The sequence below is a fragment of the Erythrobacter sp. genome (assembly GCF_039988855.1).
GTDB lineage: Bacteria > Pseudomonadota > Alphaproteobacteria > Sphingomonadales > Sphingomonadaceae > Erythrobacter.
The window spans coordinates 331,180-350,542 of sequence record NZ_JBDXIY010000016.1; the positions used below are offsets into that span (position 1 = coordinate 331,180).

Here is a 19,363-nt window from a genome sequence, read left to right on the forward strand (position 1 = left end):
GATTTAGAGGGCTAATCCAGCACGCCCTGCAATCTCGCAGGCGAATTGATTGGCTGTGCGCCCCGAGCGATTGCCGCGGGCAATCGCCCAACTTTGTGCTTCAACCTCATCAAAGGTAAGGCCGAGCGGTTCGCAGTAGGAACGCACTATCTCGATATAATCCGCTTGATCACATGGATGGAATGCGACGGTCAGACCAAAGCGGTCCGCAAGGGCAAGAGCGTTGTCGCGTTCATCGCGTTCATGAAGGGCGCTTGGCGTTGCGGCCTCTCTTTGAACAATAGCGCGGCGGTTTGAAGTCACAGCGATGCGAATATTGGCAGGCCGGCCCAGCGCGCCTCCGTCCAATAGGCTGCGTAATGCAAGATTGGCCTGCAATTCATCGTCGCCAAATCCAAGGTCGTCGATAAAGAGCACAAAGGTCCGCGGCACATTGGCTAGCTCATCAATCAGATGCGCGATGCTATCCAAGCCATCTGCGGTGACTTGGATGAGGGCGATGTCCGCACTCTTTTCTTGCAAGGCATAAACAGCAGCGCGGATCAGCGCCGATTTGCCCATGCCGCGCGCACCCCAAAGAAGCATGTCGTGCGCCGCAGCGCCATTGGCAAGCCTGGTAAGATTGTCGCAAAGGCTGCGTTTTTGCGCGTCAATTGCGCGCAATCGGTCCAGCGGTAATGCGTCCAGATTTTTGAGGCCATGCGGTGCAGTGCTCGACCAAATATAGGCCGGGTGCCTTGTCCAATCTACCGGCGGAGCAGTCTGCGGTGCCAAACGCTCAAGGCTTTTGGCAATCCGTTCCAGAATATCACGCTGTTGCGACACCTAACCCGCCAATGCCTCAGGCGAGAGTGTGTAGAGGTCCTCTGCCCCTGCAGTTGCGCTTGCTTTGAGGCCTGCTGCCTCGGGTACAATCCGATCGAGGAAGAAGCGCGTTGTCACCGGCTTGGTCGCGGCTAAAGCCGGCGCGGCACCTGCCGCCACTGCTTCGCTCTGTTTCAGCATCTGCCAGCCAGCAACAGCAACCGATGCCATAGTGCAGAAGGGAACACTTCCCGCTAATCGATCATCAAGGCTTGCCCCATCACGCATCCACTGCGCAATTCCCGCGCAATCTTGCGCGAGCGCTGCAAGCGCAGGTTCGCTGGACGCATCGCGCGCAATATCTGCGAACAGAGCGAGCATCGCCTCGCCGCCTTCCATGGAAAGCTTGCGGGTCACAAGGTCGGCGGCCTGAATGCCATTGGTGCCTTCATAAATCGGGGCAATGCGCGAATCGCGCCAGTGCTGTGCTGCGCCCGTTTCTTCGACAAAGCCCATCCCGCCGTGAATTTGAACGCCAATGCCAGAAACCTCGACGCCCACGTCAGTTCCCCATGCTTTAAGCAGCGGGACAAGGATTTCTGCGCGAGTCCCTGCGTCGCTTTCGCCAAGCGTTCCACGATCCACTTGCCCAGCGCAATAATAAAGAAGCGCCCGCGCGCCCTCGGTCAACGCCTTCATGCGAAGGACCATTCGCCGAACGTCGGGATGTTCGATAATGGCAACAGGCGTCTTGTCCGGCGACCCGGCGCGCGCCGACTGCACCCGTTCGCAGGCATAGGCAATTGCTTGCTGTGTTGCGCGTTCGCCGATCTGAACACCTTGGTTGCCCACATTGATCCGCGCGTTGTTCATCATCGTGAACATCGCCATCAGCCCGCGGTTTTCCGCGCCCACCAACTCACCGATGCATGTGTCATTGTCGCCATATGACATGACGCAAGTGGGCGAGGCGTTGATGCCAAGCTTGTGTTCAAGACTGACCGGGCGAAGATCATTGTGGGGCCCAAGCGAACCATCGGCGTTCACATGGTACTTTGGCACCACAAACAATGAGATCCCGCGTGTGCCCTCAGGAGCGCCGGGAAGACGTGCGAGCACGAGGTGAATGATGTTTTCTGCCAGAGTGTGATCGCCCCAGGTGATATAGATCTTTTGACCTTTGATCTTGTATTTGCCGGCATGCTCACCTTCCGTGATCGGTTCAGCCGTGGAGCGCAGCGCGCCCACATCGCTTCCGGCGGCAGGTTCGGTGAGGTTCATGGTCCCTGACCATTTTCCGCTGATGAGATCAGGTAGGTACATGGCTTGCTGCGTTTCGCTTCCGTGATGCTCCAACGCCTCAACCGCGCCGACCGAAAGCATCGGAAGCAGATTGAACGCCATATTAGCTGCGCCCAAGTTTTCGAGCACGTTACAGGCCAGCGTAAACGGAAGACCTTGACCGCCAAAGTCGGTGGAGCTTCCGATGGAATTCCACCCTTGTTCGACATATCCTTGATAAGCTTCTTTAAATCCGTCAGGCAGGCGAACTACGCCGTTTTCCAACTTTGCCCCTTCTAGATCGCCGATGCGGTTAAGCGGGGCAAACTCGCCAGCGGCAAACTGCCCAACCCCATCGACAATTGCTTCGACCAGATCATTCTCAGCATGAGCGAATTTCTCCGAAGCCGCGAGCTCTTCAATGCCAGCGTTTACGCGAATGGCGAGCAATTGGTCTTGGGTTGGCGGTGTAAAAGGGGTCACTGGATTGGATCCTCTTGAAGGATTGCGAGACGTTTTTGCGCAATGTGTGCTTGGAAATTTGACTTATCAGATATAGCGCGAGGCCATGGCCCGCAAGAACGTTACGGAACAGCTGCAACCAAATGATGCAGGTCTCGCGCGCGCGGCTGAGATTCTTGTGTCAGGACACTTGGTCGCAGTCCCGACCGAGACGGTTTACGGCCTTGCCGCACGCGCAGACGCAGCAGAGGCGGTTGCAAGGATTTACGCAGCCAAGGGTCGGCCAAGCTTCAACCCGCTTATTGTCCATGTGAAGAATTTGACACAAGCAGAGATGCTCGCCCGGTTTGACGCGAATGCTCGCAAGTTGGTTGAACGGTTTTGGCCCGGCCCGTTGACCATGGTTCTTCCTTTGCGTGATGACGCAGGTCTCGCTCCGGCTGTCAGTGCAGGCCTGTCAACGATTGCCCTTCGTCAACCTGCACACCCCACTATGCGCGCATTGCTCGACCAGCTGGACTTTCCCTTAGCGGCCCCGTCCGCCAATCGGAGCGAGGCAGTAAGCCCTACAAAACCCGAGCATGCCATGGCGTCACTTGGTGGGCGATGTCCTGCCGTTGTCTGTGACGGGGCAACCGATGCCGGGTTGGAGTCCACGATTGTTGCTTTGCGGGATAATGGCGCTTGGTCGCTTCTTCGGCCGGGACCCATCACAAAAGAACAGCTCGAAGCGGAGCTTGGCCCCGAAGCGAAAACCACATCGGGCAAGGTCGAATCGCCTGGTCAGCTTGCTAAACACTATTCTCCTGGCAAACCGGTGCGTCTCAACGCGCTGCAAGTTGCGCAAGACGAGTTTTGGATTGGCTTTGGAGAAGTAGAGGGGGACTACAACCTTTCGCCGATCTCTGATCTCAATAACGCAGCAGCACGGCTTTATGGCGCACTGCACCTCGCGGGGGCATCAGAAAAAGCCTGCATCGCAGTCGCGCCCATCCCTGATGAAGGCATAGGCCAAGCGATCAATGATCGACTAAGCCGAGCGGCGGCCAAATAAAGTTAGCGCGGCTCAAGCGGAACTTGTGGGACAAGCTCTTCGATCTCTTCTCGGGTCTCGCGGGCATCTGAGCAAGCACCGCGGTCCCCGTCGGCGCAATCTTCGCTTTCCTCGCGAAATTGCCTCTCAAGCTCGGCAAGTCTGGCTTCGCGGCGGCGGATTTCGCGGCCACGGTTTTCATCCGCTTCCGATTGACTGGTGGTGGCGAGATCCACCGCCTTGCTCGCCACGCGCACGGGTGCGGTCACGACATTTGCCGCGGTCCGCACAAGGCAGCCTGAAAGCGTGAGCGAAAGACCCATTAGGGCAATAGTGAGATGGGGGGTAATGCGCATGGTTCCAAGTGTGCGTCTCAGCGCTGCAGAATGCAAGTTAGGGATCGCACCTCGAACCATTTATTCAACCCATGAAGTGCTCAGATCACCCCGGTTCGTTCAATTATTCTGATAGCGCGAACAAGCAGGGCCAACATAAAAGGGCCGCCAATCGCGGCGACCCTTTCAAATGTTCGATATCTGAACGGAGAGCTTAGCTCTCTTCAGTGCTCTCATAATACTGAGGGGCGTGTTCACGCAGCACTTCGAGGATTTTCTCAAGAGCGGTCGCTTCGTCGGTTTCTTCCATCGCGCCAAGCTCACGAGCAAGGCGACTTGATGCTGCTTCGAAGATCTGACGCTCAGAATAGCTTTGCTCTGGCTGATCGTCTGGACGGAACAAGTCGCGCGTCACTTCGGCAATCAGGACGATTTCGCCTGAGTTGATCTTCGCTTCATATTCCTGCGCCCGGCGTGACCACATGGTGCGCTTCACCTTGGGCTTGCCTTTGAGCGTTTCCATCGCCTCTTTGAGCGTCTTGTCGCTCGAAAGTTTGCGCATTCCGATGGACTCCACCTTATTGGTCGGCACTCGAAGCGTCATGCGCTCCTTTTCAAACCGCAGGACATACAGTTCTAGCTGCATACCGGCGATCTCTTGATTCTCGAGTTCGATTACGCGGCCAACGCCGTGTTTTGGATACACAACATAATCGCCAACAGTGAAGGCGGGTGCATTGCTTGCCATGCGAATTCCTTTCTTTGGGCCCCAGCAAAAGTACCAAAAAGGGCCCTAGTCCCAATTTTTGATCCAAGGGGGATTCGACAAGAGCTTTTGATCTCCAGCACCAGCATCGAAGAGATGCGGGTACTGTGAACAGGCTGATATCAAATTGTAGTTGCTGGTATGTGGCCTTTCCAATTGTCACACCCTCCGCCGAGCATGGTCATACGACATTCCGACGTGGTTGAGTGCTCATATAGCATACTGGCAACAAAATTGCGAATCAGGGCAAGGAAGCCCTCAAAGACGGTGCGAATCAGTCGCCTTCGCCGGGCGCTTCGGAAAAGTACTTCTCGAACTTGCCTTCTTCGCCCTTGTGCTCATCAGCGTCGGCGGGCGGATCTTTCTGGCTCGTGATATTGGGCCATTCAGCAGAGAATTTGGTGTTCAGCTCAAGCCATTTTTCAAGGCCATCTTCCGTGTCCGGTAAAATTGCTTCCGCCGGGCATTCGGGCTCACATACGCCGCAATCAATGCATTCTGCAGGATTGATGACGAGCATATTCTCGCCTTCATAAAAGCAGTCCACTGGACACACTTCCACACAGTCGGTGTATTTGCATTTGATGCAGTCATCAGTGACGACGTAAGTCATTAATGCGTCTTTCGTTTAAGCAGTGCGGCCCAAATAGTGCATCTGCATGAATCAAAGGTTTCGCGCTGCTAGTGGCAAGTGGGCCCATCGGTCAAGGCTACCCATTCAGGCTACTGCTGGGTGCCGCGATCATACTCGAGGTAGAAGGTCCTTGCCGATGCCGGCGAAGCACGCCGCTTGGGCAAAGCCAATATCTCAATGACGCGCACCTCGCCGCCCACCGCCAAAGTCAGCACATCGCCAATAGCGATCATCTCGCTGCTGCGCCGCACATGCTTTCTATTGCGTCGCAAAGATCGACCTTCAATCATGGAACGTGCTGCAGAGCGAGTGCGCGCAAAACGCAGGTAAACGAGCAACCGGTCGAGCCTCAGACCCTGCTTTGTGTTATCGCCTTCACCCATCAGCAGCCTATTGCCATTGGCGTCTGACTACCTGAGCAGGTCTGCGAGCTTGTCAAAGGCACCGCTTGCCCGCGCTGGGCCAAAGTCTTGCTTGGGCTTGCGCCTACCAGAGTGATTCGGGTCAGAGTGATTCGGGCCAGAGCGATTCGGTTTGCCACCCTGTCGCTTCTGATCCTGCGGTTTTCCTTTACCCTTTGCTCCATGCTTTTGGCGATTTTGGTGCTGACCCTTGCTTTTGCCAGCTCCTTTTCGCCCCTGTTTACGCGGATCGCCGCGCCGATTAGAGCGATTCTCTCCGGCCCTGCGCGGACGCCAGCTCCAAGTGTCAGGCAATACTGGTCCCTGAGCCCCTTCGCCCAGAGGTTTTGCGCGTTGAACACGGAAACCTGCGGAGCCTAGGAGCCGGCGAGCGTTCTCTTCTTCAAGACCGATTGAAACAGGCAGCGCCAGGTCGAGGGCAAACTTTGCATGGATGGGTCTACCGCCCGATTTGCCTCCCGATTTTTCCTTTGGATTGACCTGCTTAGATGGTGTGTTTTCAGTCTTCGCTTCGGCTGCGACCTCCGGGGTGTCCAATTTCGTTGCATCTGCGGCAGGCGCAGATTCAGAAGCGGTTTCAGAAGCGGTTTCAGCGGTTGGCGTTTCTTCTTTAGTGGGCGCGTTTGATACCGCTGGCTCAGCCGCTTTGGCGCGAGTGTCGAAAGCTGAGCGCAAAATCTTCTCGGCCAAATCGACCCGGATAACTTGGCTCCCCGCAAGACGATAACCAGCAGGGATGTCCTTGCTTTCTCCAATCACGGGAAGCATCGCCTCTTGAAGTGGCCGTTTGTCGAGGCCGAGCGCATGGAGCAGTCCACGCGGGGCTGGTTTCAGCAAATCGCGCGCAAAGATATCGAGTGCGCCAAAAGTAACGCCAAGTTTGCGCAAGAATGGGCGCATTTCTTTGGGCAAATGCTGGAGCCCTGCGTTCTCACGCGCCACAACGCCGCGCGCATCAATCAAAGTGACAATCAGCGCGCGCGCTTCGCTTCCGGCATTTGGATCGCGAGCGGCTTCGGACAATTTGCGAAGCGGTTCCAGCGGCGCGAGCTTACCTTCAAGCCATGCGGTGAGGCCCGTTTCCAATTTCTCGCGCGCTGCATCTGGCAAAGCTGCAACCTCGCGCGGCAAGGTCAATCGCGGTGTTCCGAAATCATCGGGAATAGTGATGTCGGCAAGCTTTTGGTCCTGCCATTGGATAGCGCCGCCTTCGATTGTCAAATCATCGAGACCCGCGGCCAGCAATTGTTCAGCGCGCTGCGACAAAATTCCGGGAAGCGCTTTTTCACCTGCGGCAAGCAGCATTTTGCGATCGGCAAGACCGGCCTGCGGATCGACGGAGAAACGGAACCCATCGAGGCGTCCGATTGTCTCACCCTCGACACTAACCCGGCCATCAGGCTCGAGCGTCACTGGAAGAGCGCCGCCATCTTGGCCCAGAGATTTCATCAAAATAGTCGTCCTTCGATTCACAAAACGTTCTGTAAGGCGCGCATGTAGCGCATCCGATAGCCGCGCTTCCACCCCTCTTGCGCGCGCGGCCATTTCGTCGCGGGCAAGCACCCAGTCGGGTCGCTGGCAGATATAGGCCCAGGATCGGATCGCGGCTATCCTTCCCTGCAAAGTATCAATATCGCCGCCGGTGCGGTCGAGTTCGGCAATTCGCGCCGCAACAAAGTCGGCGCCGATATAGCCTTCTTGAAGATCCTGCCATAGCCGCGCCACAAATCTCGAATGGGGGTCAACGCCAAGTTGGCGAAAATCGGGAAGCGAACACGCTTCCCAAAAACGGCGAACACTCCCGTGCCCTTTGACGGTGTCAGCAATGGGTTCACTTGCAAGCCGCTTGAGAACGGCAAGGTCAATCGCTTCAGGCGCCGCGCGAAGCACTTCGTTCTGCGGCTTGCTCTCCAAATCACCGATAAGGACGGGGAGTGTGTCAAAGCGCGGCTCTGCCTCACGCCAATACAGCTTGGTAAGAGGCGCAAATTTGTGCTCTTCAATCGCGTAGATCTCTTCCTCGGCAAATTCGAGTGGTGCGCCGCTTCTGCTTCCCCCGCCTGTCAGCACACCAAAGCTGCCATCTGTTTGATGGCGGCCCGCGCGCCCGGCAATCTGCGCCATTTCGGAGGGGGTGAGGCGGCGTTTGCGCATGCCATCAAATTTAGTGAGCGCTGCGAATGCCACGTGATGAAGGTCTAGGTTGAGCCCCATACCAATCGCATCGGTGGCAACGATGTAATCGACCTCGCCGTTTTGAAACAGCTCAACCTGCTTGTTGCGCGTCTCCGGCGAGAGCGCGCCCATGACAACCGCCGCGCCCCCGCGAAACCGCTTCAACGCCTCGGCCATGGCGTAAACCTGTTCAGTCGAGAAAGCGACGACAGCGCTGCGGGGAGGAAGGCGGGAAAGTTTGGCTTCGCCTGAATGGGTGAGGGTAGAGAAACGGGGGCGCTCGACCATTTCTGCGCCCGGGATCAGTTTCTTGACGATGGGCTCAAGCGTTGCCGAACCCAAGATCATCGTCTCATCGCGGCCGCGTGCATGCATCAACCGGTCGGTAAAAATATGTCCGCGTTCAGGATCTGCGCCGATTTGCGCCTCATCAATTGCAACAAAGGCGTGGGGACCATTTGTGCCCATTCCAAGGCGGTCCATCGCTTCCATTGTGCAACAGAAATAGCGCGCCTCGGGCGGTTCGATCCGTTGCTCACCTGTAATGAGGGCAACCGACTTATCACCCTTGATAGCGCGAACCCGGTCATACACTTCGCGCGCCAACAGACGCAGAGGGAAACCCATCATGCCGCTCGAATGCGCGCACATCCGTTCAATCGCCAGATGGGTTTTGCCCGTATTCGTCGGGCCAAGAACGGCCCGAACCCTGCTGTCTCTTGGTGGTCGATGAGGGATTTGAGAGGTCACTGGGTCCGCTGTGTCAAACCGAGCGGCGAGGGGCAATGATTATTGCCGGATTTATCGCGCAAAAAGGCCCGATTGCATGCTGACCTTATACGCAAAACACCTTATCGCATCTGCGACTCCTTTGGCCGCGTGTTAAGTTTACATTTACCATGATTAGCCATGGAAGGAGTTCAGCAGTTTGGCTGCTTGCTAAAACTAAGGTTCGAAGCAGGTAGTTAACTGGGGGCATTGGGAAGGCTGAATTGGACAATACAGGCGACATTCCTAAAGATTCCTCGGGGCCTCAAGGCTCTTCGGGAGACGAACCGGGTTCTGACGAGCCGCGGCAGGGATCGTTTGCGCTCACCGATTTTGACGCTGCCAAAGGCGGCATGGACGAAGAAACAGCGCGCAGCTTTGCCCCTGTTCTCGCCAATTCCATGAAAGCCGCGCCGCCCACGGGCTCTCGTAAAATGAAACGGCAAGTTCTCGCCCGCGTCCAAGGCTGGCGCGAACGCTATGACGAATGGAAGCTTGGCATAAGCGATAAGTTCGAGAGCTTCGATCTTGCACCGGACCTTGCCGAAAACATCGGGAGTCGCCGCTGGTTTCGCGGGCTTGGCACGATGGTGCTTTTGGGTGCCGTTGCGCTCGCCTTTTGGCCAAGCCTCACTCCATTGGAAGCGCGCGCCGCAATCCCTGAAGGCGAGGATATTCGCGACGAATTTCGCAGCCAGATGATAATGCCCTTGGCTCTTGGCGCTGACAGTGGCCGGCGTATGGGCCCAACGGCGGCGGTTACGCCTTTGGAAAGCGCGCCCGAACGCCCGCAAATCACGCTGGTAACGACCCTTGCCAAAGGCGACAGTTTTGCAACCATGCTTCGCAGAGCAGGGGTGTCTTCAAGCGATATTGGCCGTGTGAGCGCTCTGATCGGTGACGCAATGCCGCTGTCTGACATTGAGTCTGGGACCGCGATGGACATCATCCTTGGACGCCGGCCCGAAGAAGGGGCACCGCGCCCGCTTGATGCTCTATCGTTCCGTGCGCGCTTTGACCTTGAGCTCGAAATCGAACGCCAAGGCGGTGACATTGAAACGGGCGACCTAGGAACCTTATCCCTCGCACGAAAAGTCATTCGCGTGGATGATACACCATTGCGGGTACGTGGCCGCGTCGGCTCCAGCCTTTATCGTTCAATGCGGGCGGCCGGTGTTCCAGCAAGCGCAGCGCAAGATTACCTGCGCGCCCTTGACGATCAGATCGAGCTTGAGCGCGAAGTTCGCTCTTCTGACGAGTTTGACATTATTATCGCCTATCGCCGCGCTGCCACTGGCGAACGTCAGGCGGGCAATCTGCTTTACGCGGGGATCGACCGCGATGGAGAGCCTAAAACGCAGCTTATGCGATGGGGCGAAGAAGGGCGATTTTACGAAGCCTCGGGCGTGGGTGAGCAACGGCGGGGCCTTGTCGCGCCAGTTCCGGGCCCGATCTCTTCACGCTTCGGCATGCGTCGCCACCCCATTCTTGGCATTCGCCGCCTTCACGCTGGCATGGATTACCGAGCCCGTCATGGAACGCCGATTGTCGCGGTGACTGATGGGCAAGTGACGTCTGCTGGTCGGGCCGGAGGCTGCGGGATCACAGTTCGCCTTCGTCACGGAGGCGGGCTTGATACACGTTATTGCCATATGAGCCGGATGGCGGTGCGTCGGGGCCAACAGGTTCGCCGGGGTCAGGTGATCGGCTATGTCGGTTCAACCGGCCTCTCAACCGGGCCGCATTTGCACTATGAGATGTATCGCAATGGCCGTGCGATTAACCCGGCTAGCGTCGATTATGTCACGCGCGCAGTGCTTTCTGGCACCGAACTTATTGATTTCCGGCGGCAGCTTATCGAGCTGCGCGGGGTTGAGCCGGGCGTTGCACTGGAAGATTTGGAGCAGCTTGCAACCGAGATCGAAGAGCCAGTTCGGGAGATCGAGAAGATCGCACCGGGCGCGGCTTCCGATTGAATTTCACCTGACAGATCTGCGCGTCAACATGCGTTGATTGCTTAGGCAAATTCGGGCAACTACCTCTTCCATGAATGCAAGCTATCCCAACACTCGCCTGCGCCGCACTCGGGCCACCTCGTGGAGCCGCTCTCTTCACAGAGAGTACCTAGTCACACCCGCTGACCTGATTTGGCCGATGTTTGTGACCGAAGGGCAGGCGCAAGAAGAGCCTATTGGTTCTCTTCCTGGCGTCTCTCGCTGGTCAGTGGATGGCATTGTGGCGCAGGCCAAAGAAGCGGTGGCGCTCGGCATCCCGGTGGTCGCGCTGTTCCCCAATACGCAGCCCGATCGGCGGTCGGATGACGGGGCTGAGGCGCACAATCCCGACAACCTTATGTGCCGAGCTATCGCCGCGATTAAAGATGCATGCGGGGATGAGCTGGGCGTCCTTACCGATGTAGCGCTGGACCCATACACCAGCCACGGGCAAGACGGGCTGCTTGATGATTCGGGCTATGTCGCCAATGATGATACGGTCGCGGTGCTGGTTGATCAGGCCTTGAACCAAGCGGCAGCTGGCGCCGACATTATCGCCCCATCGGACATGATGGATGGACGGGTTCACGCCATTCGCATGGCCTTGGAGATGAACGGTCATCCCAACATTCAAATCATGAGCTATGCCGCCAAATACGCTTCTGCCTTCTATGGCCCTTTCCGCGATGCCGTGGGATCGGGAGGATTGCTGAAGGGCGACAAGAAGACCTACCAAATGGACCCTGCGAATGGCGAAGAGGCTTTGCGCGAGGTTGAAATGGACTTGGCCGAAGGCGCAGACAGCGTGATGGTCAAACCCGGCCTTGCCTATCTCGACATTGTCCGCCTTGTAAAAGAGGCGTTCGGCGTTCCGACCTTCGTGTACCAAGTGTCCGGCGAATACGCGATGATTGAGGCGGCTGCTGCGGCTGGCGCTGGCGACCGTGATGCGCTTGTTTTGGAGACATTGCTCGCCTTCAAACGCGCCGGAGCATCAGGTGTGCTTACCTATCACGCGCCGCTTGCCGCGCGCCTTCTCAATGGTTGAGGATTGTCAGCCTTTTTACCATGAGACGGATCGCCTGATCCTACGCGATTGGCGCGAGGGGGATTGGGGACCGTTCTGGGAAGGCACGAACACGCCTGCGGTCATGGAATGGTTGGGCGGACTGGCAGACGAAGAGACCCGCAAGAGCGCTCAGGAAAGGCTCGAAAGTTATCGCCGCGATCACGGCCACACCTTTTGGCCGATTGAGCGCAAAGAGGATGGCGCGATCCTTGGCTTTTGCGGCCTCAAACGGTGCACCGATAAGAACGGGCCCTTTGGTATGATGGAGGCTGGATGGCGCCTGCGTGAAGATGCATGGGGCAAAGGCTACGCCAAGGAAGCGGCGATTGCGACGCTGGATCTGTCTTTCGTTCGCTTTGGCGCGGATCAAACCATCGCCATGACGGTGGAAGGCAATACCGGGAGTTGGGGGTTGATGTGCCGTCTAGGCATGGAACGGCGGCCTGACCTTGATTTCCCTGAGACCTTTTGGTCGCAGGACTACGGCATGGTCATCGTCTATTCGATCACGCGCGCGGCTTGGGAAGCACACCGCTTGACGTTAACGAGCGCGAATTGATGGGCGACATCGTCCTTGATTTCCTCACCAAAGCTCAATGGGAACACAAACAATGACTTCTTATCCCGGCGTAAACATCGTGCCGATCCACGGCAAAACGCCCAAGATTCACGAAACCGCCTTTATCGCGCCCGGATGCACGATCATTGGCGATGTTGAGATCGGGGCGGGCTCCTCGATCTGGTACAATTGCGTGGTGCGCGCTGACGTCTACAAAATCCGTATCGGCGAACGCACCAATGTCCAAGACGGGAGCGTCTTGCACTGCGATCCGCCCCGCCCGGGAGATGAGGACGGCTCTCCGCTTATTATCGGTGATGATGTGCTGATCGGCCATATGGCGATGGTTCACGGATGCATCATTCATGACCGCGGCTTTGTTGGGCTTGGCGCGATAGCGATGAACAAATCGGTGATCGGGTCAGATGCTATGCTGGGCGCAGGTGCAATGCTCACCGAACGTAAAGTTATGGGCGAACGCGAGCTTTGGGCAGGGCGTCCGGCAAAGAAGCTCAAAGAGCTGAATGATGCCGCGATTGCCGGAATGCGCATCGGCGTTGCACATTATGCTGAGAACGCAAAGCACCACGCGGACGCGGTGGCAGAAGCTTTGAATTAAGAAGGAGATTTCGGATGACGTTCAATTACATCACATTGGGGTCCAATGATCTCGACAAATCGCGCGGCTATTATGACGCGGTCATGGCGGAATTGGGTGCAAAGCTTGAAGCCGAATATGAGGGCATGACCTTCGCCTATAAACTCGCCGATGGTTTTACGGTCTGGGTGACCAAGCCCCAAAACGGCGAAGCCGCAGCCGCTGGTAATGGCCACACGGCTGGTTTCTTTGTCGCAACCCCTCAAATGGTCGATGCAGCCCACGCCGCAGCCCTTGCCAACGGGGGCAGCGACGAAGGCGCACCGGGGCCAAGGCCGTTATACGGCCCTGACTTTTACGGCGCCTATGCCCGCGATCCCGACGGCAACAAGATGAGTTTTGTGACCTCGGTTAAATCAGACGGCTAATCGATCAGCTGGGCGCTTTGAAATAGGCCATCATGTGCGGAATGAAGTCCGCCTTGCCAATTTCCAAACCCTTCATGCGTAAAATCGCATAGGCCATCGAGAGATGGAAATAGAAATTGGGCAGCGAAAACTCGCGTACATATTCCTCGTCGCTCATCTCGAAATTGTAGGCGCCATCGCCGATCGAAAACTCCACCCGCGCGTCTGGTGAAGGCAGGTCTTCGCGGGAAATCCCATCAAGCATCTCAGATGTTTGAGCGATAAGCGCCTTCGCCTCAGAAAAAGAGGTCGGCGGCTCCATGCTCCAATCGTTATCGGCAAGGCCCAAACGTTTCGCCGTGTCACCCGGAATGTTGGTCACAAACTTAATCTGCATCGCTAAAGGGTGCATATCATCAGACAGCTTCGCCTGAAGCAGCGCTTCTCCAGCCTCGTGCGCCTCGGCTTTTGCGAGCATCGCGGACAAAGTGCTTAGGCGCGAGCGGTAAGTGGCAACAGATTGATCGTATAGGTTCATGGATTGTCTCTCCTCGAGATCCCCCATAACGCCTCCCACGCAGGTGCCAACCCAATCCCCTACCAGCGGGCGCAAAGCCTCCGTTCGGCCGGCTTCATCGCAGTGACAGGTGCAATCCCTAAAGGACTGTGCCAAGATACAATTTTTTGCCTATTCTTTGAGGAATCCAACATCATGAAAATGCTTCACGCTGCCGCCTTGGCGATTGCTCCTGTTCTCGCCTCTGCCGCTGTTTTTTCGGCAACCCCCGTTTTGGCCGAGGACGGAAAGAAGGCGACTCTTTCCATCGAAAGTTCGATTGAAACGCTGATGGCGAATGAAGCGGCGAAAGCGGTTGTGCTCAAACATCTTGGCCCGCTGGATCAGCATCCCTTCTACGACCAGATCAAGAACATGACTCTGCCACAGGTACAGCCGATGTCTGGTGGTCAGATCACCGATGATATGATCGCCAACATTACAAAAGACCTCGCAGCATTGAGCTAAAGTTGGTCGGTGGGGACGATTTGCGCGCCCTAGAGGTGCGGTTTCGTCCGTGAAAACGGCGCGCTCATTGCTGGCATAAACCGATGAGCGCGCTGACCGGTCGCAACTATTCAGCTTCCTTGCCGGTTCGATATTTGTCGAACCAAGCAATCACGCTCGCCGTGCGCGCAGCCTGTTGGCTGGGGCTTTGCGAGAGGTTGTTGTGGCTGGAATCGGGGGTGACAACCAAAGCGGTGTCCACGCCCACCAACTTAAGCGCGGCGTAGAATTGCTCCGCCTCGCTGCGCGGTGTGCGGTAATCATCAGCACCCACCAAAACCAGCGTTGGCGTGGTTACATTGGCCATATTGCTCAAAGGTCCGCGCTCCCAATATTCCTCTGGCTTTTCCCATGGAAGGCCGCCCAGCCAATAACGCGGGATGAGGGTGGGCAGGTCAGACATCAGCCCTTGGCTCACCCAGTTGATGACAGGTTTGTGCGCAGCCGCGGCTTTGAATCGGTCGGTCTTGCCCACGACATAAGCGGTGAGAATGCCCCCGCCAGAACCGCCTGTGACAAACAGGTTTTCTTCGTCAGAGAACCCTTGAGCAACCGCTGCATCAACCACGGCCATCAGTTCAGGCACATTGCTGATCGGGTAATTGTCTTCAATCCGGTCGGCAAATTCCTCGCCATAACCGGTTGAGCCGCCCGGATTGGCAAAAACAACAGCATAGCCCGCCGTCCCATAGAGCTGATAATCGATCGAGAATTCAGGGCCATAAGCGGCATAGGGTCCGCCGTGCATCTCAAGGATGGTGGGGACTTTATCGCCCGCCTTATATCCCGGTGGCAGCATGATCCATGCAGGGATGACGGTGCCATCTTCCATAGTGACCGCAAGTTCGCGGGTTTCACCCATTTCCTTGCCGCCAAGGCTGACGGCGTTGAGCGAGGTGAGGGTGCGGATACCGCGCCGGGTTTGTACGGCCACATCCGGCGGTGCAACGGCGCTTTGGGTGGTAAATGCAAGGCTGCCATTGCCGCTCACCGACCATTCGCCGCCCGTATAGGGAAGCGCGACATAACCGCTGCCAACACGCGCATCCAAAGGCGTGGCGGTGGAGGCATTGAGGCCGATGCGGGCAACGCGGTGCTCGCCATCATCCTCATAACTGGCCAATAGGCCCGCCTCGGTCCATTCCACCGTATCAAAGCTGCGGTCGAGCGATGGTACAAGCTGGCGCGAGCCGCTGCCATCGGCGTTCATCACATAGAGATTGGTTTGATCGAACGCATTGCCTTGATCATCAAAACCTAGATAGGCGATTTTTGAACCATCGGGTGAGACTTGCGGCGCGCCATCTGGGCCATCGCGGGCCGTGAGCGCAGTGATTTCCCCGCTTGCAACATCGAGAGAGTAAACCTCGCTGCCAAAGATCTGAAGCTCCCAATCTTCGCGGCGATTGGCCGAGAAATACAAGGTTGATCCATCGGGTGACCACTCCACCGCACCGCCATTGGAGTATTCGCCAAAGGTAAGCTGGCGAGGGGCTCCGCCGATTGCACTGACGACGAAAAGCTGCGCCGTGCCGGGTTTCACATAAGAGCCGCCATCGCGGCGATAGACCAAACGGTCGATCACTTGGAGCGGTTTGCCCCACTGTGCGCCTTCGGGTTTTGCAGGGGGGCTGCCCAAAGTGAGCCCCTTGCCCGGAACGCGCGCCGTGTAAGCGATTTGGTTGCCATCGGGCGACCAAGCAATACCGCCGGGACCTTCGGCAAGGGCAGTGATATTGGCGCTTTCCCCGCTGTCCATCCAGCGCACATGCAATTCAGGTCCGCCGCCGCTTTCGGTCGAGATATAGGCAAGCCGGTCCCCATTTGGCGACCAACGCGGGGACACATGCGTGCCCGCACCCGTCACCAATGGGGTTTCTGCCCCCGAGCTTACATCAATGAGCCAGATTGAGGAGACCGCGCGGTCGGTCATAATGTCATTGGTGCGCCGCACGTAAGCGATTTTAGAGCCATCGGGACTGATCTGCGGGTCAGCTGCGACAGTGAGGCCGAAAATATCGGCCCCGGCAAAGTGCTTTTCAGGACCGGATGCCTCTGTAGCCATATCGTCCGCTGCCAAAGGCGGAACCAGCGGCCCAGCCAACGTCAAGGCGCTTACTGCCCAAAGCGATCTAAGTCCAAAATTGTGAGGGATCATGTTCGGCTCCAAACAAGAATATTGGAGCCGAACAATGACGGTTTTTGAAAGCTTGTCCAGCGCTAGTCGAAAGCGCCGACCAAGCAGAGGCGATTAGCCTTCTTTATCGCTATCCGATGCCTCGGGCTTTGGATCGTCCTTCTTTGCAGGAGGCGCCTTTTTCGCAGCCGGTTTGCGCTTGGGCTTTGGCTTGGCTCCTGAAGCTTTTTGGGTCTTTGGCGCAGCTGGCGTGAGTTCGAACGAGGGTTTGCCGTCCTTCATCGTCACCGACACCTCGCCGCCATCGGCAAGCTTACCAAAGAGCAATTCTTCCGCGAGCGGCTGTTTGATCTTATCTTGGATAAGGCGGCCCATTGGGCGTGCACCAAAGAGACGATCATAGCCTTTGTCCGCGAGCCATCCACGTGCCTCGCTGTCGAACTGGATGTGGACGTTTTGTTCGGCCAATTGCAGTTCAAGCTGAAGGATGAATTTGTCGACGACGCGCGCGACGGTGTCTTTGCCAAGGTAGGCAAACGGCACAATCGAATCCAAACGGTTGCGGAATTCTGGGGTGAACATCTTGTTCACGGCCTCGGTCCCGGCATCCTCTTTGGAGATATCGCCAAAGCCGATGCCGCTCTTCGCCATGTCCGCCGCGCCCGCATTGGTGGTCATGATCAGCACGACATTGCGAAAATCGACCGTCTTGCCGTGGTGGTCGGTAAGGCGGCCATTATCCATGACTTGGAGCAAGATGTTGAAGAGATCCGGATGCGCTTTTTCTATCTCATCGAGGAGCAGAACACAGTGCGGGTTCTGATCGACGGCATCGGTCAATAGACCGCCCTGATCGTACCCTACATAGCCCGGAGGCGCGCCGATCAGACGGCTAACCGAGTGACGCTCCATATATTCGGACATGTCAAAGCGCTTGAGCTCAATCCCCATGATCGAGGAAAGCTGACGTGCAACTTCCGTTTTACCCACACCCGTGGGGCCGGAGAAGAGGAAAGAGCCGATGGGCTTGTCCGGATCGCGAAGGCCAGCGCGCGATAGTTTCATCGCGGTGGCAACGCGGGTGATCGCCTCATCCTGACCAAAGACAACGTGTTTCAGATCGCGGTCGAGGTTTTCGAGTGCTTTCTTATCGTCCTTGCTCACAGACTTTGGCGGGATGCGCGCCATGGTTGCAATGACCTGCTCGATCTCACGCGCGGTGATTTTCTTTTTGCGGCGGCTGGGCGGGACCAGCATTTGCATCGCGCCCACTTCGTCAATCACGTCGATTGCCTTGTCGGGCAATTTGCGGTCGTTAATGTAACGCGCGGACAGCTCGACCGCGGTTTTCAGCGCGTCGGGCGTGTATTTCACGCCGTGGTGATCTTCGAATGCTGTGCGCAGGCCTTTGAGAATTTTGATCGTATCCTCAATCGTGGGTTCGTTCACATCAATCTTTTGGAAACGGCGCAGCAAAGCCCGGTCTTTTTCGAAGTGATTGCGGAATTCTTTGTAAGTGGTCGAACCCACACAGCGGATCGTCCCGCCCGAAAGTGCCGGTTTCAAAAGGTTTGAGGCATCCATAGCCCCGCCGCTGGTCGCGCCTGCGCCAATAACGGTGTGAATTTCATCAATGAAGAGAATGGCATCAGGCATCGCTTCAAGCTCGGTGACAACCTGTTTCAAACGCTCTTCAAAATCGCCGCGATACCGCGTGCCAGCCAGCAATGCGCCCATGTCTAGCGAGTAGATCACCGCAGGCTCAAGCACTTCTGGCACATCGCCTTCGACGATTTTGCGTGCCAGACCTTCTGCAATTGCGGTTTTACCAACGCCGGGATCACCGACATAAAGCGGGTTGTTCTTTGAACGGCGGCACAGGATTTGGACCGTGCGGTCCACTTCTGGCCCGCGGCCAATCAGCGGGTCGACTTTGCCGTCTTCTGCCTTCTTGTTGAGGTTGACGGTAAACTGGTCGAGCGCGGTTTCTTTTTTGTTGCCACCATCCTTGGCTGCTTCTGCGTCGTTTGGCGCGCTCTCTTCGCTGCCGCTCGCATTGCTCGATTCGATCTGGCGACCGCCTTTGCCGATGCCATGGCTGATGTAGCTGACGGCATCGAGGCGGCTCATATCCTGTTGTTGCAAGAAATAGACCGCATAAGAATCGCGCTCTGAGAACAGGGCAACCAACACATTGGCGCCTGTTACAGTGTCTTTGCCCGAAGATTGCACATGTAAGATCGCGCGTTGGATCACCCGCTGGAAACCGGCGGTCGGTTGCGGATCGGCGTCTTCTTCGGTCTTAAGTGATTGATATTCCTGATCAAGATATTGCTTCACCACCTCACCAAGCTCGGCAAGGTCCACACCGCAAGCGCCCATAACTGCGGCGCCGTCCTCATCATCGATGAGCGCGAGCAGCAAGTGCTCCAAGGTCGCATATTCATGGCGCCGCTCAGAGGCATGAGCGAGCGCATTGTGAAGTGTGCGTTCCAGATTCTGGGCAAAACTAGGCATGTGAAATCTCTACAGGGGGTGAGAAATGCGGCGGGACACCGCTGGGTTTACCGCAATATGGGGCGCTTTTGTCTAAATACGACTCCGAATTGGCCATAGATGGTAAGCCGATCATGATGGCGAACCCTTAAACAATGCATCTGCTGCGGCACGGTGCTTTGCGGCGCTTTCGCTATGTGATTGAACACGCGCAATTTCCGCCTCAAGCAATGCGATACGATGCGCCAACTCATCTTGAGAATAAGGTGCGAGATCTTCGCTTGCGAGCTTGCTCGCAGCGTCTCCTTTTGTTCGTGGTAGATCGTGTTCATCCATTGATTGGCATGATCACTCGCTGTT

18 protein-coding genes are annotated in these 19,363 nt (G+C 56.8%); 7 read left to right on the forward strand and 11 right to left on the reverse strand.

All coding sequences use genetic code 11. The annotated features are described in order from the left end of the window. Nucleotides 1-3: 3 nt before the first annotated feature. The gene (locus tag ABJ205_RS09260; protein WP_348154932.1) at nt 4-825 is read right to left on the reverse strand and encodes a DUF815 domain-containing protein; all 822 of its coding nucleotides are present in this window, start codon (nt 823-825) and stop codon (nt 4-6) included. Continuing rightward, nucleotides 826-2,568 carry an acyl-CoA dehydrogenase gene (locus ABJ205_RS09265; protein ID WP_348154935.1) on the reverse strand — a complete coding sequence of 581 codons (1,743 nt, stop codon included), beginning with the start codon at nt 2,566-2,568 and terminating at the stop codon, nt 826-828. Between the two features lie 85 nt (nt 2,569-2,653). On the opposite strand from ABJ205_RS09265, the gene ABJ205_RS09270 reads away from it, so the two are divergent. After that, entirely contained in the window at nt 2,654-3,601 is a 948-nt protein-coding gene (locus ABJ205_RS09270; RefSeq protein WP_348154938.1) for an L-threonylcarbamoyladenylate synthase, read from the forward strand. Between the two features lie 2 nt (nt 3,602-3,603). Here the strand turns inward: ABJ205_RS09270 and ABJ205_RS09275 are convergent, their stop codons facing one another. The 5 genes from ABJ205_RS09275 to ABJ205_RS09295 all read right to left on the reverse strand — a co-directional run bounded on the left by ABJ205_RS09275 (nt 3,604) and on the right by ABJ205_RS09295 (nt 8,563). Then, a complete protein-coding gene (locus ABJ205_RS09275) occupies nt 3,604-3,936 on the reverse strand; it encodes a hypothetical protein (RefSeq protein ID WP_348154940.1) in 333 nt (110 codons plus the stop codon). 193 nt (nt 3,937-4,129) lie between these two features. Beyond that, nucleotides 4,130-4,663: a CarD family transcriptional regulator gene (locus ABJ205_RS09280; RefSeq protein WP_348154943.1), complete on the reverse strand. Its 534-nt coding sequence runs from the start codon at nt 4,661-4,663 to the stop codon at nt 4,130-4,132. 292 nt (nt 4,664-4,955) lie between these two features. Continuing rightward, entirely contained in the window at nt 4,956-5,294 is a 339-nt protein-coding gene (fdxA, locus tag ABJ205_RS09285) for a ferredoxin FdxA (RefSeq protein WP_348154946.1), read from the reverse strand. A gap of 110 nt (nt 5,295-5,404) precedes the next feature. After that, complete coding sequence (locus ABJ205_RS09290; protein WP_348154949.1) at nt 5,405-5,698, reverse strand: S4 domain-containing protein; 294 nt, start codon at nt 5,696-5,698, stop codon at nt 5,405-5,407. A gap of 27 nt (nt 5,699-5,725) precedes the next feature. Further along, nucleotides 5,726-8,563 (reverse strand): helicase-related protein, encoded by a 2,838-nt coding sequence (locus ABJ205_RS09295; protein WP_348155050.1) that lies wholly within the window; start codon nt 8,561-8,563, stop codon nt 5,726-5,728. 341 nt (nt 8,564-8,904) lie between these two features. Here ABJ205_RS09295 and ABJ205_RS09300 point away from each other — a divergent pair, with 341 nt between their 5' ends. From ABJ205_RS09300 to ABJ205_RS09320, 5 genes are all read left to right on the forward strand, one after another. Continuing rightward, complete coding sequence (locus tag ABJ205_RS09300; RefSeq protein ID WP_348154952.1) at nt 8,905-10,656, forward strand: peptidoglycan DD-metalloendopeptidase family protein; 1,752 nt, start codon at nt 8,905-8,907, stop codon at nt 10,654-10,656. A gap of 70 nt (nt 10,657-10,726) precedes the next feature. Further along, nucleotides 10,727-11,722, forward strand: coding sequence for a porphobilinogen synthase (gene hemB / locus ABJ205_RS09305; protein WP_348154955.1), 996 nt, complete (start codon nt 10,727-10,729; stop codon nt 11,720-11,722). Next, nucleotides 11,715-12,302, forward strand: a complete 588-nt coding sequence (locus ABJ205_RS09310) for a GNAT family N-acetyltransferase (protein ID WP_348154958.1) — start codon at nt 11,715-11,717, stop codon at nt 12,300-12,302. The genes hemB and ABJ205_RS09310 overlap by 8 nt, the downstream gene beginning before the upstream one ends. Nucleotides 12,303-12,354: 52 nt before the next feature. Further along, nucleotides 12,355-12,921 carry a gamma carbonic anhydrase family protein gene (locus ABJ205_RS09315; protein ID WP_348154961.1) on the forward strand — a complete coding sequence of 189 codons (567 nt, stop codon included), beginning with the start codon at nt 12,355-12,357 and terminating at the stop codon, nt 12,919-12,921. A 14-nt stretch (nt 12,922-12,935) separates the two neighbouring features. Beyond that, nucleotides 12,936-13,328 carry a VOC family protein gene (locus ABJ205_RS09320; protein WP_348154962.1) on the forward strand — a complete coding sequence of 131 codons (393 nt, stop codon included), beginning with the start codon at nt 12,936-12,938 and terminating at the stop codon, nt 13,326-13,328. Between the two features lie 4 nt (nt 13,329-13,332). On the opposite strand, the gene ABJ205_RS09325 is transcribed toward ABJ205_RS09320, so the two are convergent. Continuing rightward, nucleotides 13,333-13,845 (reverse strand): DUF1993 domain-containing protein, encoded by a 513-nt coding sequence (locus ABJ205_RS09325; protein ID WP_348154964.1) that lies wholly within the window; start codon nt 13,843-13,845, stop codon nt 13,333-13,335. A gap of 174 nt (nt 13,846-14,019) precedes the next feature. On the opposite strand from ABJ205_RS09325, the gene ABJ205_RS09330 reads away from it, so the two are divergent. Further along, a complete protein-coding gene (locus ABJ205_RS09330) occupies nt 14,020-14,331 on the forward strand; it encodes a hypothetical protein (protein ID WP_348154965.1) in 312 nt (103 codons plus the stop codon). Nucleotides 14,332-14,437: 106 nt separating this feature from the next. On the opposite strand, the gene ABJ205_RS09335 is transcribed toward ABJ205_RS09330, so the two are convergent. From ABJ205_RS09335 to ABJ205_RS09345, 3 genes are all read right to left on the reverse strand, one after another. Continuing rightward, the gene (locus tag ABJ205_RS09335; protein WP_348154968.1) at nt 14,438-16,528 is read right to left on the reverse strand and encodes a S9 family peptidase; all 2,091 of its coding nucleotides are present in this window, start codon (nt 16,526-16,528) and stop codon (nt 14,438-14,440) included. Between the two features lie 93 nt (nt 16,529-16,621). Next, nucleotides 16,622-19,024 carry an ATP-dependent Clp protease ATP-binding subunit ClpA gene (clpA, locus tag ABJ205_RS09340; protein WP_348154971.1) on the reverse strand — a complete coding sequence of 801 codons (2,403 nt, stop codon included), beginning with the start codon at nt 19,022-19,024 and terminating at the stop codon, nt 16,622-16,624. A 111-nt stretch (nt 19,025-19,135) separates the two neighbouring features. Beyond that, entirely contained in the window at nt 19,136-19,339 is a 204-nt protein-coding gene (locus tag ABJ205_RS09345; RefSeq protein WP_348154973.1) for a DUF1192 domain-containing protein, read from the reverse strand. Nucleotides 19,340-19,363 lie beyond the last annotated feature (24 nt).